This window comes from Clostridium fessum, assembly GCF_027698965.1.
In the GTDB taxonomy this organism is placed as follows: Bacteria; Bacillota; Clostridia; order Lachnospirales; family Lachnospiraceae; genus Otoolea; species Otoolea fessa.
In genome coordinates, this window is record NZ_JAQEQF010000004.1 from 297,015 (window position 1) to 313,249 (window position 16,235).

At 49.5% G+C, this 16,235-nt stretch carries 11 protein-coding genes and 1 other annotated feature; of the genes, 8 read left to right on the forward strand and 3 right to left on the reverse strand.

Going from position 1 to position 16,235, the window contains the following annotated elements; all coding sequences use genetic code 11:
- Nucleotides 1-45: 45 nt before the first annotated feature.
- Entirely contained in the window at nucleotides 46-1,152 is a 1,107-nt protein-coding gene (locus tag PG862_RS07580) for a prephenate dehydrogenase (protein ID WP_117795005.1), read from the reverse strand.
- 334 nt (nucleotides 1,153-1,486) lie between these two features.
- On the opposite strand from PG862_RS07580, the gene PG862_RS07585 reads away from it, so the two are divergent.
- From PG862_RS07585 to PG862_RS07595, 3 genes are all read left to right on the forward strand, one after another.
- Nucleotides 1,487-3,577, forward strand: coding sequence for an elongation factor G (locus tag PG862_RS07585; protein ID WP_118467340.1), 2,091 nt, complete (start codon nucleotides 1,487-1,489; stop codon nucleotides 3,575-3,577).
- 380 nt (nucleotides 3,578-3,957) lie between these two features.
- Nucleotides 3,958-5,088, forward strand: a complete 1,131-nt coding sequence (locus PG862_RS07590; protein ID WP_270707008.1) for a hypothetical protein — start codon at nucleotides 3,958-3,960, stop codon at nucleotides 5,086-5,088.
- Nucleotides 5,085-5,606: a hypothetical protein gene (locus PG862_RS07595; RefSeq protein ID WP_107001643.1), complete on the forward strand. Its 522-nt coding sequence runs from the start codon at nucleotides 5,085-5,087 to the stop codon at nucleotides 5,604-5,606. The genes PG862_RS07590 and PG862_RS07595 overlap by 4 nt, the downstream gene beginning before the upstream one ends.
- A gap of 158 nt (nucleotides 5,607-5,764) precedes the next feature.
- Here PG862_RS07595 and PG862_RS07600 read toward each other — a convergent pair whose 3' ends face one another.
- Nucleotides 5,765-7,084, reverse strand: coding sequence for an acetyl-CoA hydrolase/transferase family protein (locus PG862_RS07600; protein ID WP_022360166.1), 1,320 nt, complete (start codon nucleotides 7,082-7,084; stop codon nucleotides 5,765-5,767).
- A gap of 393 nt (nucleotides 7,085-7,477) precedes the next feature.
- On the opposite strand from PG862_RS07600, the gene PG862_RS07605 reads away from it, so the two are divergent.
- From PG862_RS07605 to leuS, 4 genes are all read left to right on the forward strand, one after another.
- Nucleotides 7,478-8,833: an MATE family efflux transporter gene (locus tag PG862_RS07605; RefSeq protein WP_270707010.1), complete on the forward strand. Its 1,356-nt coding sequence runs from the start codon at nucleotides 7,478-7,480 to the stop codon at nucleotides 8,831-8,833.
- A gap of 162 nt (nucleotides 8,834-8,995) precedes the next feature.
- Nucleotides 8,996-10,054 carry an MBL fold metallo-hydrolase gene (locus tag PG862_RS07610; protein WP_270707011.1) on the forward strand — a complete coding sequence of 353 codons (1,059 nt, stop codon included), beginning with the start codon at nucleotides 8,996-8,998 and terminating at the stop codon, nucleotides 10,052-10,054.
- 233 nt (nucleotides 10,055-10,287) lie between these two features.
- Nucleotides 10,288-10,500 carry a FeoA family protein gene (locus PG862_RS07615; protein WP_022360163.1) on the forward strand — a complete coding sequence of 71 codons (213 nt, stop codon included), beginning with the start codon at nucleotides 10,288-10,290 and terminating at the stop codon, nucleotides 10,498-10,500.
- Between the two features lie 128 nt (nucleotides 10,501-10,628).
- Nucleotides 10,629-10,868, forward strand: a binding site (T-box leader).
- 194 nt (nucleotides 10,869-11,062) lie between these two features.
- On the forward strand, nucleotides 11,063-13,474 hold the full coding sequence (gene leuS / locus PG862_RS07620; protein ID WP_022360162.1) for a leucine--tRNA ligase: 2,412 nt from the start codon (nucleotides 11,063-11,065) through the stop codon (nucleotides 13,472-13,474).
- A gap of 378 nt (nucleotides 13,475-13,852) precedes the next feature.
- Here the strand turns inward: leuS and PG862_RS07625 are convergent, their stop codons facing one another.
- Nucleotides 13,853-15,193, reverse strand: coding sequence for an MATE family efflux transporter (locus PG862_RS07625; protein ID WP_118684547.1), 1,341 nt, complete (start codon nucleotides 15,191-15,193; stop codon nucleotides 13,853-13,855).
- A gap of 300 nt (nucleotides 15,194-15,493) precedes the next feature.
- On the opposite strand from PG862_RS07625, the gene PG862_RS07630 reads away from it, so the two are divergent.
- On the forward strand, nucleotides 15,494-16,219 hold the full coding sequence (locus PG862_RS07630; protein WP_270707012.1) for a YczE/YyaS/YitT family protein: 726 nt from the start codon (nucleotides 15,494-15,496) through the stop codon (nucleotides 16,217-16,219).
- The last annotated feature ends 16 nt before the right edge of the window (nucleotides 16,220-16,235 follow it).

Here is a 16,235-nt window from a genome sequence, read left to right on the forward strand (position 1 = left end):
CTAAACATTAATGTTGAAAGTTAAGTTTGAAACATACATTGCAGTCTACGCGAACAGCGTGTAATTGTATTTCTTCAAACGCGCCCACGCCGCTTCCATCGAAGCCTTGTCGTAGAAGCTGATCCGCAGCGCGCCCTCGCCATGCTCACGGTTGTGGCTGATGCCAATATTTTTGATACTGATTCCTTTACCGGAGAGGATCGAGGAAATGATGGAGATAGCACCTGGCTCGTCCACCACGTCGGCGGAGAAGGCGTATTCCGGCTGTATCGATCCTTTTGGAGTTTCTGCAAACGAATTCCGGTAGTCGCGGGAGGACTCAAACAGCTGGTAGATGGCTCTAGACTGGTGGTCGGACAGTTCTTCCCGCAATGTCGTCAGGGAATCAATGTAGCGATCCAGCACCTCAGTGATATTGCCTGTGTTCGTCATGCAGATCTGTTCCCACATGACCGGAGAAGAGGAGGCAATACGGGTGATATCCTTGAAACCTCCGGCAGCCAGCCGTTTCATCATCTGATCCTCGCTGTCGCAGTCGTGTACCAGGTTGACCAGGCTGGAGGCGATGAGGTGCGGCAGATGGCTGATCGCCGCGACAATGAAATCATGACGATGGTAATCCAGCACCAGGGGCAGCGCACCGATCGCCTTTGCCACATCCACCATACGGTCAGTGTGGGAAGCTGGGGTGTGCGGTGTCGGGGTAATGATATAGTATGCATTTTCCAGCAAATGGTCGGTTGAACTCTCGTAGCCGGTCTTTTCCGAGCCAGCCATCGGGTGTCCGCCGACGAAGCAGCTTTCCATGCCAAGCGCGGCAACGGTCTCATGAATGCTGGTCTTGGTGCTTCCGACGTCAGTCACAACCGCGCCTTCCTTTAAGAACGGCCGGATCTGGCGCAGATAGGATTCATTAAATTCAACCGGTGTGCACAGGAAAATGATGTCGCACTCGCTTAAATGCTCGTCCACGCCGTCCAGAATCAGGTCAACAATGCCGTCTGCATGTGCCTGTTCCAATTTTTCGCGGGTTCGCATATAAGCCATGATCTGAATATCCGGGGCGCTGCGTTTCAAACCTCTGGCGATAGAGCCGCCGATCAGACCGAGTCCGATGAAACCGGCGGTAAGATGATTAATCGGTGTATTCATAGCAATTACGCTCTCTTTCATAGGTAGTATAGTAAAAAATGAAACTAGAAATTATTGTAGAATAGAACAAGTCACTTGTCAACGATTTTACGCGTTGAAGTGAAAAAGAATTTTTTTTACATCTGTTTATTACTAAATTTGCGAAAATGCGATTGATTTCACCGCCTTTGAACAGGGAAATTGTCGCATTTTCAATGCTTTTCAAAATAAAACGAATAAATTTTGTATAAAGGTGTTGTTTTGCTTGAAATTTTCTCTATTTTCTTGTACAATATGAACAGAGGTTAAAATACAAGAAAAAAACATCAAAATAAATAGACGGGAGGACTTAACTATGAACGTGTATGGGACAAAACAAATCCGCAATGTAGTGTTACTGGGGCACGGCGGTGCCGGCAAGACAACGGTAGCAGAGGCGCTGGCACTGGTAACAGGTACTACCAAGAGAATGGGAAAAGTTCCGGAAGGAACCACCATCAGCGATTATGATAAAGAAGAAATCAAGAGACAGTTCTCTATCTCCACCACGCTGATTCCGTTGGAGTATCAGGGAGAAGATGGACCGATCAAGATTAACCTGTTAGATACCCCTGGCTATTTTGATTTTGTGGGAGAAGTAGAGGAAGCTATCAGTGTAGCAGATGCAGCAATCATCGTTGTAAACTGCAAGGCTGGCATCGAAGTCGGAACCGAGAAGGCATGGGAACTCTGTGAAGAGTACAACCTGCCGCGCCTGTTCTTCGTTACCAACATGGATGACGATCAGGCAAGCTTCCGTGAGCTGATCTTAAAACTGGAGAAACAGTTTGGCCGTAAGATCGCGCCGTTCCAGGTGCCGATCCGTGAAAATGAAAAATTTGTCGGCTTTGTCAATGCGGTAAAGATGGAAGGCCGCCGTTTCACGCATTTAAGCGAATATGAGAAATGCGAGATTCCGGAGTACACCAAGAAGAACCTCGGCATCATCCGTGATGCGCTGATCGAGGCAGTGGCAGAGACGAGTGAAGAATATATGGAGCGCTATTTCTCCGGTGAAGAATTTACACAGGAAGAGATCGCACAGGCGCTGCGCGAGCACGTAAGTGAGGGCAACATCGTTCCGGTTATGATGGGTTCCGGTGTCAATGCACAGGGCTTCGCATATTTGCTGCAGGCGATCGATAAATACTTCCCGTCACCGGACAAGTTCGAGTGTGTCGGTGTCGATGTATCGACCGCAGAGCGCTTTACCGCTAAATATAATGACGATGTATCCCTGTCGGCACGTGTTTTCAAGACTGTGGTTGACCCGTTCATCGGCAAATACTCCCTGATGAAGATTTGTACCGGTACCTTAAAACCAGATACCGTTATCTACAATGTAAACAAAGATGCTGAAGAGAAAGTTCAGAAAGTATATGTTCTCCGCGGCAAGGATGTCATCGAGGTTCCGGAATTAAAGGCTGGCGATATCGGCGCGGTTGCCAAATTAAACGTTACTCAGACCGGCGATACCATCGCAGTCCGCACGGCTCCGATTGTATACCACAAACCGAAGATTTCTACCCCGTATACCTACATGGCATACGCAGCTAAGACCAAAGGCGATGAGGACAAGATCTCCAGTGCACTGGCGAAGATGATGGACGAAGATCTGACACTCAGAAGCGTCAGCGATACCGAGAACCGTCAGACCTTACTTTACGGCATCGGCGAGCAGCAGCTCGAAGTTGTTGTCAGCAAGCTGCAGGCAAGATATAAAGTAGACATTGTGCTCAGCAAACCGAAATTTGCATTCCGCGAGACACTTCGCAAGAAAGTAGAAGCACAGGGCAAATATAAGAAACAGTCCGGTGGACATGGACAGTACGGCGATGTTAAGATGTCCTTCGAGCCGTCCGGCGATCTGGAGACACCATATGTATTTGAAGAGAAGGTATTTGGCGGTGCCGTTCCAAAGAACTACTTCCCGGCAGTTGAGAAGGGTATTCAGGAATGCGTACAGAAGGGTCCGTTGGCTGGATATCCGGTTGTCGGTGTGAAAGCAACCCTGTTAGATGGTTCCTATCATCCGGTTGACTCCTCCGAGATGGCATTCAAGATGGCAGCGACGCTGGCATTCAAGAAAGCGTTCATGGAAGCGAATCCAGTTCTCCTTGAGCCGATCGCATCTCTGAAAGTAACCGTTCCGGATAAATTCACCGGCGACGTCATGGGCGATCTGAACCGCAGAAGAGGTCGTGTTCTCGGTATGAACTCCAACCATCACGGCAAACAGATCATCGAGGCAGATATCCCGATGTCCGAGCTGTTTGGTTATAACACCGACCTTCGTTCCATGACCGGCGGTATCGGTGAATTCTCCTATGAGTTCAGCCGCTACGAGCAGGCTCCGGGCGATGTACAGAAGAGAGAAGTGGAGGCGAGAGCGGCAGAAGCTGAATAATGGCGGATGAAGTGCTTACCGTTTCGGTCAAAAATATGATATTCTTATATAAATAAGCAGAAAACCGCCGCAGGCGGCTGAGTGGATCGATACCGATTCATCAAGGCTGTCAGCGGCGGCTTTCTCTTTCTGGAAGACCTTTCGGATCGATATGGTTATAGGCTGTGCTTGAATTGAACAAAGCGCTGCGAATGTTATCGATGGGACAGGCGAGAAGTTAAGGCAGTGAATGCGGATGCCAAATTGCTACGAATTGCGTTCTTTTGCAATTTTCAAAAAGAAGGCTATAAATTGTAAGAAAATAGAAAAGACTACCCACCTGTAAAAAGGTATAATGTTGCAAAGAGAACAACTTATACAGACAGGTGGGTGGCCTTTTTATGATAGAGAAAAATGAGAAAAGCGGGGAACTCATGGAAGTAAAAGAACAGGCAAAAACAGTTCGGAAACACCCGGAGCGGATGATCGTGCGTATCTGGCTGGTGCTGGCGCTTATTTGTCTGCTGGCGGGTCTGATCGCCCAGTATACGTTCCGGCTGAAAGAACCGCTGTTTCTGCACTACAGCCAGTCGGCTTATCTGGGCTGTGGGCTGGACGGAGTAGAAACTTCGGAGGATGGAATCGTTCCATCTGTGTCAAGTGAGGCGCTTGAAGAAGAAAGTACCGATTCCGATGTGAAAGTTGGAGTTTTAGACAAAGGTGTGAAAGACCTGAATGCGAATATGGAATTGGAGAATACAGTGTCCTTATATGCACTAGGGGAAGAAAATGTGGATGAGACAGATGAAACTTCGGATGTATGGTATACACAGGTAAATTTTGCCTATCTGACGGATGTGACGGATGAGATCTGTGTGAGAGAAATTCGTTTTTCAGAGTTGCCTGAACTTCAAATGCAGGAAATGCGGGAGACAGTCCAGTCAGCGGGACAGTATGCGCTTCATCGCCTGGATGCTACGCTTTCGATTGAAGATCCGCAGCATAACGGGATCCGTCAGTGGAGAGTCCTGACGCGGGCGCAGGTGCTCTATTCAGATGGAAACACAGCGGACGTAAAAATTGGTAATCTGGTACTGATTGCAAATCCGGAGGGCGGGAGCGCCCTGAAAAATCCAAGTTCCAGCGCCAATTCAGATGGAACGGCCACACAGGTTTACACCGTTCAGAAAGATGGAACCATCGAAGTAAAAGGCTGCATTGCGTCAGCCGGGGAGATGGAAAATTTTTCGATGACCTTAAATGGAGAGCCCATCCCAGCCCAAAAAGAAGGGGAAGAGCCGAAACGGATGACAGTAAAAACGGGTGATGTGCTGACGTTCCAGAGCCATTGGATTGGCAAAGAGGAAGACCAATCGCCGCAGGTATTTCATTCAGGAGTTGCAGTGCTTTCATATATCGGCAAAGATGGCGGGGAGCAGGTTCTTTCATTTGAAAATGAATACAGGAAGAGAAGGGAGCTTCGCTTTATTGATGTGTGGAAATATCTGCTGAAAGAGGAGGCATTTAAGTGAAAACGGGAGATCATAAGATTTTAGCCGGTCTGATTCTTGCTTCGATTCATATTAATCTGTTCCATGTGATGCTGCTGCCGCCCTGCATCGGGTTCCTGATTTTATATATCGGGATTCTCCAGAAAGAGCGGCAGGCTGGATTTTTCCAGATGGATGTAAAAGAGATGAGAGTGTACCGGGCAGCAGGGGCGGCGCTTGTGCTGGTGACTGCTTTTTCTAGCTTCCTGTCCATGTTCTGGAGGCGGCCGGACGGAACCATCTGGTCGCTGATTCCGTGTATGCTGGAATATGTGGTGCTCTATGGACTGATGGAAAGCTACACCGCAGGTTCGCCCAGACATTCCTATCACTCCGAACTGTGCTGTGGATATGCTATGGTAATGGGAGCAGCACTGTGTGGGTACGCAGTCAGCCTGATTCTGCATATCGCGCTGTGGCAGCTCTTTGCGTCTATGATTATTTTGGTCTGCCGGTTTATGGTGGTTATGGTTGTTATAGGGGCGAAGAAAGAGGCATAAAAAATAAAAAGCCGTAATCAGATATACTCGCCCATGGGATTAAACTCATGAGCGAAAGTATAAGGTTACGGCTTTTCTATGTTGAAAATTCTGGTTTTCAAATAATCAAAGATAACATGGAATGTTGATGTTTCGGTTCCGATGTATCTTTCCAATTTTTATTTAAAATTCTCCTCCGCATACCGGCGCAGCTCATCACGGAAATCCGGGTGTGCGATGGCGATCATGGCATCCGCTCGTTCTTTTAAGGTAAGCCCGGTCAGTTTTGCGATACCGTACTCGGTCGCCACGTACTGAATCATGGTACGCGGTGCAGATACGGTGCTGCCGCCCGGAATGAACGGTACGATGTTGGATTTTAAGGAGCCATCTTTTTTCTTGTGGGTGGAAGCAAGGCAGATAAAGCCCTTGCCTCCCTCGGAGCGGAATGCGCCCTCCAGGAAATCCATCTGTCCGCCGATACCGGAGAGCTGTCGGGTGCCGGCAGACTCGGCATTTTCCTGTCCCATCAGATCCAGCTCGACACCACCGTTGATACTGATGACATTTTTCATCTCACCGATGCGGTACGGGGAGTGGACGTAATCGACGTCAGCCGGATGGAAGAGCTGCGGCTCATTATCCAGCCAGTCATATAATTCCTGAGAGCCCATGGCAAGGTTCCAGGTAGAATAACCGTTGTCAATTTCCTTCTTCTTGTTGGTCAGCTTGCCAGCCTTATAGAGGGCTAAAAAAGCATCGCTGATGGTGCCGGTGTGGCAGCCGAGGTCGGTTTTGTCGGACTGTGCCAGCATATTGGCAACGGTAAACGGAACGCCGCCGACGCCCAGGGAAAGGACAGCGCCGTCCGGGATCTCCTCAACGACACGTTTGGCAATTTCAATATCAACGGCGCTCGGATCGCGGTAGGTGCGGATCGGAAGCGGCTCATGCTCGCCCTCGACGATGAAATCTGCCTCTGAGAGGTGGACACGGTGGGAACCATCGACGCCCTGTAAGCGCGGGAGGCGCTCATTGATCTCGAAGATGACGGTGCGCGCATTCTCAAAGATGGTGCGCCATGCATAGTTGGAAATACCCAGTCCGCAGTAGCCGTCCGCATCCGGTCTGGAAACCGGTACAAAGGCAACATCCACGCGAATGTGGTGGCGGTACATTTCCGGCAGGGAACGCAGCATCATCGGCATAAACTTGCAGAGCCCACGGGTCTGCAGCTTGCGCTCATAATCGCCGATGTGCCAGCTGTAGTAGCTGAATGCTTTCTGCTCCGGGTCGCTTTCGACAACCTCGATGCGCGGGCGGATGACTAAACCGCCGCGGATCTTGACATCGGTCAGCTCATCCCTGCGTGCTGCCAGCGCACGGTCGAGAAGCTCCGGAAATCCAGCACCAAAGCCATAATCCACCCAGTCGCCCGGTTGAACGGCCTTGACGGCGGTCTCAGCACTTACAAATTTGCCTGCGTAATTGTTAGACATAGTAAAAATCCTCCATCGGTATGAAATTCATAATTTTCTAGTTTCCATCATATCCCAGAAAGCGCTTTTTTGCAACTTCCAAAGACAATTCCAAAAGACAATTTTTAAGCTGGGTTTTAAGATAAGTTTAATACGGAAATAGTTGACAAAATAGATGTTTATGATAAAATTAAGTGTTTATAAATAAGAGTTGATCTTTTACACAGCAGGCAGAAGTGCCTGTATTTTTATGTAATAGGAAATTTCTTGGAATCCCCTATTATACAAAAAGGCACTAACGTGCCAATGATGTGCACTTGCGCGAAGCAGAAACATGTCGCAAGCGACCGCGCTCGGCGCGAGAATGTGACTGTAAAGAATACAACAAATATAGAAAGAGAGGAGTTACGACAAATGAAAACAAATACGGATTTATTTGAAAAAACACCCGTACCGAAGGCGGTCGCAACCATGGCGGTTCCGACTATGATTTCCATGCTGGTGGTTGTTATCTATAACATGGCGGATACATTTTTCATCGGTCAGACGAAGGATCCGCTGCAGGTGGCGGCAGTTTCGCTGGCAACGCCGGTCTTTATGATTTTTATGGCATTAGGCCATCTGTTCGGTATCGGCGGCAGCTCAGCGATATCGAGAGCACTGGGAGAACGCCATAAAGATCGGGCATGTCATATCAGTTCATTCTGCTGCTATGGATCCCTGGGGCTGGGCGTGATAGTGGCTATCCTGTCTGTACTTGGAATGGAAACCATTCTGCATCTCATCGGTGCCAGTGTAAATACGATCGGTTTTGCGAGACAGTACCTGGCGATTATTGCAATCGGCGCGCCGTTTATTATGTTTTCAACTGCATTTGCGAATATTCTGCGGGGAGAAGGCGCATCGAGAGAATCGATGGTCGGAAACCTGATAGGTACCGTAGTAAATATTATTTTGGATCCGATCATGATCCTGGTGCTTGGCTGGGGAGTGACCGGTGCAGCGCTTGCGACGATCATCGGCAATATTGCGGCCTGTCTTTACTATATTGCTTATTATCTGCGGGGCAAATCGACACTGTCGATTCATTTCCGTGATTTTAAGATGGGAGATGGAATCGCTTCCGGCGTGGCAGGAATCGGTATTCCGGCTTCCTTAAATAATATCCTGATGAGCTTTGCCAATATTATCCTGAATCAGGCGCTGGTCGGCTACGGTGACACACCGGTAGCGGCGATGGGTGTTGCGATGAAATCTAATATGCTTGTTGTCCTGCTGCAGATTGGTCTCTGCGTGGGAATCCAGCCGCTGGTCGGTTATAATTATGGAGCGCGCAACAAGAAACGCCTGATGTCGGTATTCAAATTTACAGGACTTGTATCGGTTATTATGGGAACGATTCTGACATTGATTATGATTGTCGCAAGAAAGACAATGATTCAGATGTTTATTAATGATGCGGAAGTTGTCCAGTATGGTATTCAGATGGTGGTTGCCCTGCAGCTTTCTGCGCCACTCCTTGGTATCTTATTCCTCTGCATCAATACGATCCAGGGAATGGGAAAAGCGCTTCCGTCGCTGATTCTTACGATCTGCCGCCAGGGACTGATTTTTATTCCGCTGATTTTCGTGCTGAATGCGATGTTTGGCCTGGATGGAGTTATCTATGCACAGCCGGCGGCTGATTATCTGTCGATTGTGGTGGCGATTTTGATTTGTGCACATCTGTTCCGAACGATGGATCATAGAGAAGAGAAAGCAGAAGGCTGAGAATAAAGTGAAGATCCATGTGGTTTTGAAAAACTGCATGGATTTTTGTTATGTCATGGGAAACTTTGTTCTATGATGCAACAAAACGCTTCACGGGATGCGCACTCGCGGGAAGAAGAAATATGTCGCAAGCCAAATAAAGAGATTCAATAAGGAAAAAATATGCTTAAAGAAAATAAAAGAGAAGAAATCACAAAGAACATAGAGAAGAGGGAAGCCCTTGTAGAACAGGTGGCAGATAGAATCTGGCGGATCGGTGTGGAATTGCCGCAGAATCCTTTGCGGGAACTCAACAGTTACCTGATCCAGGGAAAAGAAAACGGGCGCGACCTTCTGATTGACACCGGATTTCGGCGCGAGGAATGCCGGGAGGCGCTGTTTGCCGGGCTTCGGGCACTTGGCAGCAGTCCGGAGCGGCTGGATATTCTTCTGACACACCTGCACTCGGATCACACAGGACTTGCCAGGGAGGCGGCAGGGACGGACAGCCACATCTATATCAGCGGAACCGATCTGGCAATCTTAAAGGACGGTTTTACACCGGAGCGTCCGCTTCGGCTGGCGGAGCAATTCCGTGCCGGGGGATTTCCGGAGGATGAAATGAAGAAAACGCAGGCGCTCAATCCGGCAGTCCGCTATAAGCTGGATCAGGTTGATGATCGTTTTGTTCCGATTGAGGCAGGCTGGAAATACACGGTAGGAGATTACACGCTGGAAATGATCTCCGTGCCGGGGCATACGCCGGGCAATGCGATGTTCTGGGCAAAGAAACAGGGCATCATGTTCACGGGCGATCATATCCTGTTTGATATATCGCCGAATATTACTTCCTGGCTGGAATCGGAGGATTCATTAGGTGATTATCTCGATAGCCTGCGCCTCGCCAGAAAATATCCGGTCCGCCTTGCCTTGCCGGGACACCGGAAGACGGGCGATTATGCAGCGCGCATCGAGGCGCTGCTGGCACACCATGAGCGGCGTCTGGCGGAGACGGAGGCGCTGCTTGCCGAACATCCGGGCATGACGGCATATGAGACGGCTGGAAAGATGCGCTGGAAGATCCGTGCCGCCAGCTGGGAAGAATTTCCACCGTCCCAGAAGTGGTTTGCGGTGGGAGAGTGCATGGCGCATCTGGACTACCTTCGCCTGCGCGGCAGAATCCGTCGGGAGATGGACGGAGAAGTGTGGAGATGGTTCACGGTAACGGCTAAATACTGTTAGAATTAACTAACAATTATTACCATTGACTAACAATAGTCTGACTGCATATAATGATAGTAAAGAAAGCAGTAACTGTTCAGTAGGTCTGCGCATTTACTGCGCTGACCGTACGAAAACATGGACCAGCAGACAAAAATCCCATTGCCGTAGGCAATTTTTAATGGATTTTTGCGCGTGACTGTGAAGGTACTGAACAGTTACAGAAAGCGGAATATCAGTCAGGAGGTCGTTGTATGCAGTCGTTGGCAAAGGTGCAGGCGGGAGAGTCCTGTGAAATCAAGTGGATGTTTGGAAATGCGGATGTGATGAACTTTTTGGAGCGCTATGGAATCAAAGAAGGAAGCCGTATCCGGGTCCTTGGACGTGTGCTGGATGGTCTGATCATCGGAAATGGAAAGGTTCGGCTGGCACTGGGCGATGAAGTGGCAGAGCGGATTCAGGTGTAGGTTTGACGGTGATTGAAAGATTGTCGAAAATGTCATGTATTGAAAGAACGTCGAATCTGTCACGTGCAAGTTTGAGAAGGTCACGTTACTTGACATTTCTTCCCATTTATGCTATTCTACCAGATAGCACAAATGCAATGAACGGAAGTAGTAAGCCGCGAAATTTCTACAGAGAGCTGCCGGATGGTGTGAGGCAGCGGAAGGAAGCCGCCGAACTGGTCCGGGAGCAGCCTGTTGAAAGAAGTGTTTTTGAATACCCGAGTAGACAGAGCCGGTCATCCGCCGTTACAGGACGATGAGGAGCACACGGATTCCGTGTGAAATAGAGTGGTACCGCGCAGTTGGAATTTTCGCCCTGCGTCTCTATACAGGTAATGTAGAGACGCAGGGCGTTTTTGACGTTACCGGATTGAAAGAATGTCCGCAAGGGTTGGATGTTATGCAACTGCCAACGGACCAGTCGATTGCAATAATGAATCATCATTTTAGAGACTGGAGCCGGATTTTGACAGGAAATAGCAAAAAATCAGCGTGGGTTAAGCAGAAAACAGGAGGAACAAAGATGTCACAGTACAATCATACCGCCATTGAGAAAAAATGGCGCGAGAACTGGGAAAAACATCCCATCAATGTAAACGATGGAAAGAAAGAAAAATATTACTGCCTGGATATGTTCCCATATCCGTCCGGAAGTGGTCTGCACGTTGGTCACTGGAGAGGCTACGTTATTTCAGATGTATGGAGCCGTTATCAGCTGCTGCGCGGCAAATACGTGATCCATCCGATGGGCTGGGACGCATTTGGTCTGCCGGCAGAGAACTACGCGATCAAGATGGGCGTACACCCGGCTATCTCGACCGAGTCCAACATTAAAAATATTAAACGTCAGATCAACGAGATCGCAGCCATCTATGACTGGGATATGGAAGTAAATACCACAGATCCGGCATTCTACAAATGGACCCAGTGGATCTTCGTCCAGATGTTCAAAAAAGGCCTGGCATACGAGAAAGAATTCCCGATCAACTGGTGCCCGTCCTGTAAGACAGGTCTGGCAAACGAGGAAGTTGTCAACGGCTGCTGTGAGCGCTGCGGTACCCCGGTTACCAAGAAAAACCTGCGTCAGTGGATGCTCAAGATTACCGCGTACGCAGACCGCCTCTTAAATGATCTGGACAAACTGGACTGGCCGGAGAAGGTTAAAAAGATGCAGACTGACTGGATCGGCAAATCTTACGGTGCAGAGGTTGATTTCGGCGTAGAGGGACGCGATGAGAAAATCACCGTTTACACCACCCGCCCGGACACCCTGTACGGTGCAACTTTCATGGTACTGGCTCCGGAGCACGCGATGGCAAAGAGCCTGGCAACCGATGAGACCCGCGAGGCAGTTGAGAAATACATTTTCGATTCCTCCATGCGTTCCAACGTAGACCGTCTGCAGGATAAGGAAAAGACCGGCGTATTTACCGGAACTTATGCAATCAACCCGATCAACGGTGCGAAGGTTCCGATCTGGCTGTCTGATTATGTATTAGCTGACTACGGTACCGGCGCTATCATGTGCGTACCGGCACACGATGACCGTGACTTCGAGTTTGCAAAGAAATTTAATATCCCGATCATCCAGGTTATCGCAAAAGATGGCAAAGAGATCGAGAACATGACTGAGGCGTATACCGAGGCGTCCGGCACGATGATCAACTCTGGCGAGTGGAATGGTATGGAATCTTCCGTACTGAAAAAAGAAGCGCCGGAAATGATTGAGAAGAGAGGTATCGGTCACAAGAGAGTCAATTATAAGCTGCGTGACTGGGTATTCTCCCGTCAGCGTTACTGGGGCGAGCCGATCCCGATCGTACACTGCCCGAAGTGCGGCAACGTACCGGTTCCGGAGGATCAGCTTCCGTTAAAACTTCCGGAGGTAGAAAGCTATCAGCCGACTGGTACCGGCGAATCCCCGCTGGCAGCCATCGACGAGTGGGTCAACACCACCTGCCCGTGCTGCGGCGCTCCGGCAAAACGTGAGACAAACACCATGCCGCAGTGGGCTGGATCTTCCTGGTACTTCCTGCGCTATGTAGATAATAAGAACGATAAAGAACTGGTATCCCGTGAGAAAGCAGACAAATATCTGCCGGTTGATATGTACATCGGCGGTGTTGAACATGCAGTACTGCATCTGCTGTATTCCCGTTTCTACACCAAGTTCCTGTGCGATATCGGTGTTATTGACTTCGACGAGCCGTTCAAGAAGCTGTTCAACCAGGGTATGATCACTGGTAAGAATGGTATCAAGATGAGTAAGTCGAAAGGAAATGTCGTATCCCCGGATGATCTGGTACGCGACTACGGCTGCGATTCTCTGCGTCTCTATGAGCTTTTCGTAGGACCGCCGGAACTGGATGCAGAGTGGGATGACCGCGGTATCGAGGGCGTATCCCGTTTCCTGAACCGTTTCTACAACCTGGTTATGACCAGCAAGGACAAAGACATCAAAGAGACCAAGGAAATGGTTAAACTGCGCCACAAACTGGTATTCGACATTGAGCAGCGTTTCGAGCAGTTCAGCCTGAATACCGTTATCTCCGGTTTCATGGAGTACAACAACAAGCTCATCGATCTGGCGAAGAAAGAGGGTGGCATCGACAAAGAAACCCTCAAGACCTTCACTATCCTGCTGGCACCGTTCGCACCGCATCTGGGTGAAGAGCTGTGGCAGGAGCTCGGCGGCACCGACAGTGTCTTCCATGCTTCCTGGCCGGAGTGCGACGCAGAGAAGATGAAGGATGACGAGAAAGAGGTAGCCGTTCAGATCAACGGCAGAGTCCGCGCGACCATTACCGTACCGGCAGACATCTCCAAAGAAGATGCTATCGCCGCTGGTAAAGAGGCTATCAAGGACAAGCTGACTGGAAATATCGTAAAAGAAATTTACGTTCCGGGACGGATTGTGAATATTGTTATGAAATAAATTGTGAAAAATCCGGGCGGAATCAAGCGGGATGATTGAGATTGATCCGTTGGACTAAAAAACAGCATCCTGTGTATTTCGAGAAGAAAATACACAGGGTGCTGTTTTTTGCTTTTTGTTTCATAGAAAATTGCGTCCTATGAAACAAAAAACGCATTAGGAAGCGTTTGAATGCGGGAATCCGATCATCTGGAAAAGAGGGACAGAACAAAATTTTCTAGCGGTAGCATCGGAATAGCCGATCTTTTCTTCACCGCTTCTGGGCTCCTTACATTATGTGCTGTCCGAAAGAACAGCAGAAAAGTTTTGTACCAAGAAGATGTCTGTAGGTTTAATGGAAGAAATCACCCTCAAAGTGAATTCTTCCATCCCTTTTCTTTACTCTTTTACAATCCGAAACTCCCTCCATTTTCCACTCCGGTAGCGCATCACAACTACGAAGCAGGCGATCAGCCATGCGGGCGGCATGCTCACGTAGTAGCAGCGGAAGCCAACCGGGGTGAGCGCCAGCAGGAAGGAGAGCGCGAGGCGGATGCCCAGGTTGATGAAGCCGGAAGCTGCCGGGATCTTGACATCGCCTGCACCCTGCAGAAAACCGCAGGTGATGTTGGTGATCGTGCTGGTCCAGATGAAGAACATCAGGATGTCGAGATGTTCCTTTGCGCGCCGCAGGGACTCTCCGGTGATGTTGAAGATCTGGAGAAGCGGCCGGTCAAAAAGCAGAACTACGATACTGATGGAGATACTGATCAGGACGCCCATCAGGATGGTGGTGCGGTAGCCGCGGCGGGCACGGTCCAGTTTTTCAGCGCCGATATTCTGTCCGGCGAAGCTGGAAATGGCGACGTTAAAGCTCTGGGACGGGATGTGCGCGAGCTGTTCGACCTTCAGCATGGCAGCGTAGCCCTCGATGCTGGGAGCGCCGAAGGAGTTGATGAGACGCTGCAGGATGAGGAAACCGATCGAATTGACGCCCGTCTGCAGCATGATCGGAATACTCAGGCGCATCAGCAGCGCCCCCTGTCCCTTCCAGGCGCAGAGATAACGCCGTTTCGGCAGCAGATCCGGGAAAATATGCCGCAGATACAGGAAACTGGCGATGGCGGAACCTGCCTGTGCGATCACGGTCGCGGCAGCCGCGCCAGAGACGCCCATATGAAAGATGGAGATAAACACACAGTCCAGCACAATGTTCAGGGCGGCGGAGATCATCAGGAAAATGAGTGCGCCGCGCGAATCCCCGTGTGCCCGCAGGATGCCGTAGGTGACATTGTAGAGCAGCTGGAAAATAATTCCGCCGCTGTAGATCAGAAAGTATGCCATACTGTCGAAACGCATTTCTTCCGGTGCCTGCAAAAAGCCGAAAATAACTGGACGGGCTGCCAGAAAGCAGGCGGCAGTTAAAAATATACTTGCGATCACGGCAATCAGATAGGAGACGGAGATGGATTCCTGTATATCCGTCTCTTTTTTGGCACCGAAATACTGGGCGACTGCGATGTTGACGCCGGCACCGATGGAGGTGCAGATGGCGGTCAGAAGCCAGGTCATGGAGCTGGTCAGTCCGACGGCTCCAAGGGCGGTCGCGCTGATGAGGTTTCCGACGATCACGCTGTCAGCGAGGTTGTACAAAACCTGCAGCAGGTTTGCCCCCATGATGGGCAGGGAAAAGAGCAGGATGGAGGACCATTCCCGCCCTTCGGTCATATCTTTTTTCATATGTATAAAACTCCTTTGATACAGCTAAAATCATGAGTTTAGTGTAGCATAGGGGATGGAAAAAGTAAAGAGAACGGAAAGTGCTGTAAGATAATCTGGTGGCAGCAGAAATTTGTCGTGGGTTCAATGGGGCGCAATGGTAAGATGTAGGCTGTGATTGTAGAATGTAGGCAGGCTGGAATATTTATTTCGTAAGAAAATTGGAAGATTTAGAATACAGGAAGCGCTTGTCAAGTGGAAAGAGGAGGATCTATAATAGAATAGGTTTAACAAATATTAAGAAAAAGAGATGAGGAAATCTTGAATCACAACATGGAAATGACGGAGAAAACGACGGGAAGCGGGGCAGCACGGTGGGGCTTTTATCTGATGGGGCTTCTGATTCTGGCGATGGGGCTTACACTCAATACCAAAGCAGGACTCGGAGTGTCGCCGATTATTTCACTTTCGTATGCAGCGTCCGTGATCTGGAACCGGAATTTTGGTGATATGACCTTTGTCCTGTATGGTATCTTTGTCTTGATTCAGGCGGCGATTCATCTGCGGGAGAAAGGAGAAGCAGGACGCAGCTTGCTTATGAAAGATGCTCTGCAGTTTCCATTGAGTATTGCATTTACAAGATTTCTGAATGTATTTTCAGCGTGCATACCGCCGCTGGAAGAATGTGGACCGGCGGCTTCTGGACTTTTAGGACGCCTGGGAGTGCTGATGCTTGCCCTGATTTTTACAGGCATCGGCGCGGCGATGTCCCTGTCAATGCGGCTGGTGCCAAATCCGGGCGATGGTCTGGTGCAGGTGTTTGCAGACACCTTTGGAATCGGCACGGGTCTGATGAAGAACTGTGTGGATGCGTTTTGCATTGTTCTGTCACTGATTATGGGACTTTTGTTTGCGGGAAAACCGGTGGGAATCGGCATTGGAACGGTCTGTGCTGTCATGCTGGTGGGGCGCGTGATTGCGCTGTTTCATCATATTTTTGGAAAGGCGATGCTGCAGGCGGCTGGACTGGAAAGTGGCAGGAACTGACAGAGTGTGTGGAAAA

Bases quoted from the DNA above. Each gene is read 5' to 3' on its own strand.
- PG862_RS07615 (WP_022360163.1), top strand. From the start codon at position 10,288: ATGCAGTCGTTGGCAAAGGTGCAGGCGGGAGAGTCCTGTGAAATCAAG.
- PG862_RS07585 (WP_118467340.1), top strand. From the start codon at position 1,487: ATGAACGTGTATGGGACAAAACAAATCCGCAATGTAGTGTTACTGGGG.
- PG862_RS07580 (WP_117795005.1), bottom strand. From the start codon at position 1,152: ATGAATACACCGATTAATCATCTTACCGCCGGTTTCATCGGACTCGGT.
- PG862_RS07610 (WP_270707011.1), top strand. From the start codon at position 8,996: ATGCTTAAAGAAAATAAAAGAGAAGAAATCACAAAGAACATAGAGAAG.
- leuS (WP_022360162.1), top strand. From the start codon at position 11,063: ATGTCACAGTACAATCATACCGCCATTGAGAAAAAATGGCGCGAGAAC.
- PG862_RS07590 (WP_270707008.1), top strand. From the start codon at position 3,958: ATGATAGAGAAAAATGAGAAAAGCGGGGAACTCATGGAAGTAAAAGAA.
- PG862_RS07625 (WP_118684547.1), bottom strand. From the start codon at position 15,193: ATGAAAAAAGATATGACCGAAGGGCGGGAATGGTCCTCCATCCTGCTC.
- PG862_RS07605 (WP_270707010.1), top strand. From the start codon at position 7,478: ATGAAAACAAATACGGATTTATTTGAAAAAACACCCGTACCGAAGGCG.
- PG862_RS07600 (WP_022360166.1), bottom strand. From the start codon at position 7,084: ATGTCTAACAATTACGCAGGCAAATTTGTAAGTGCTGAGACCGCCGTC.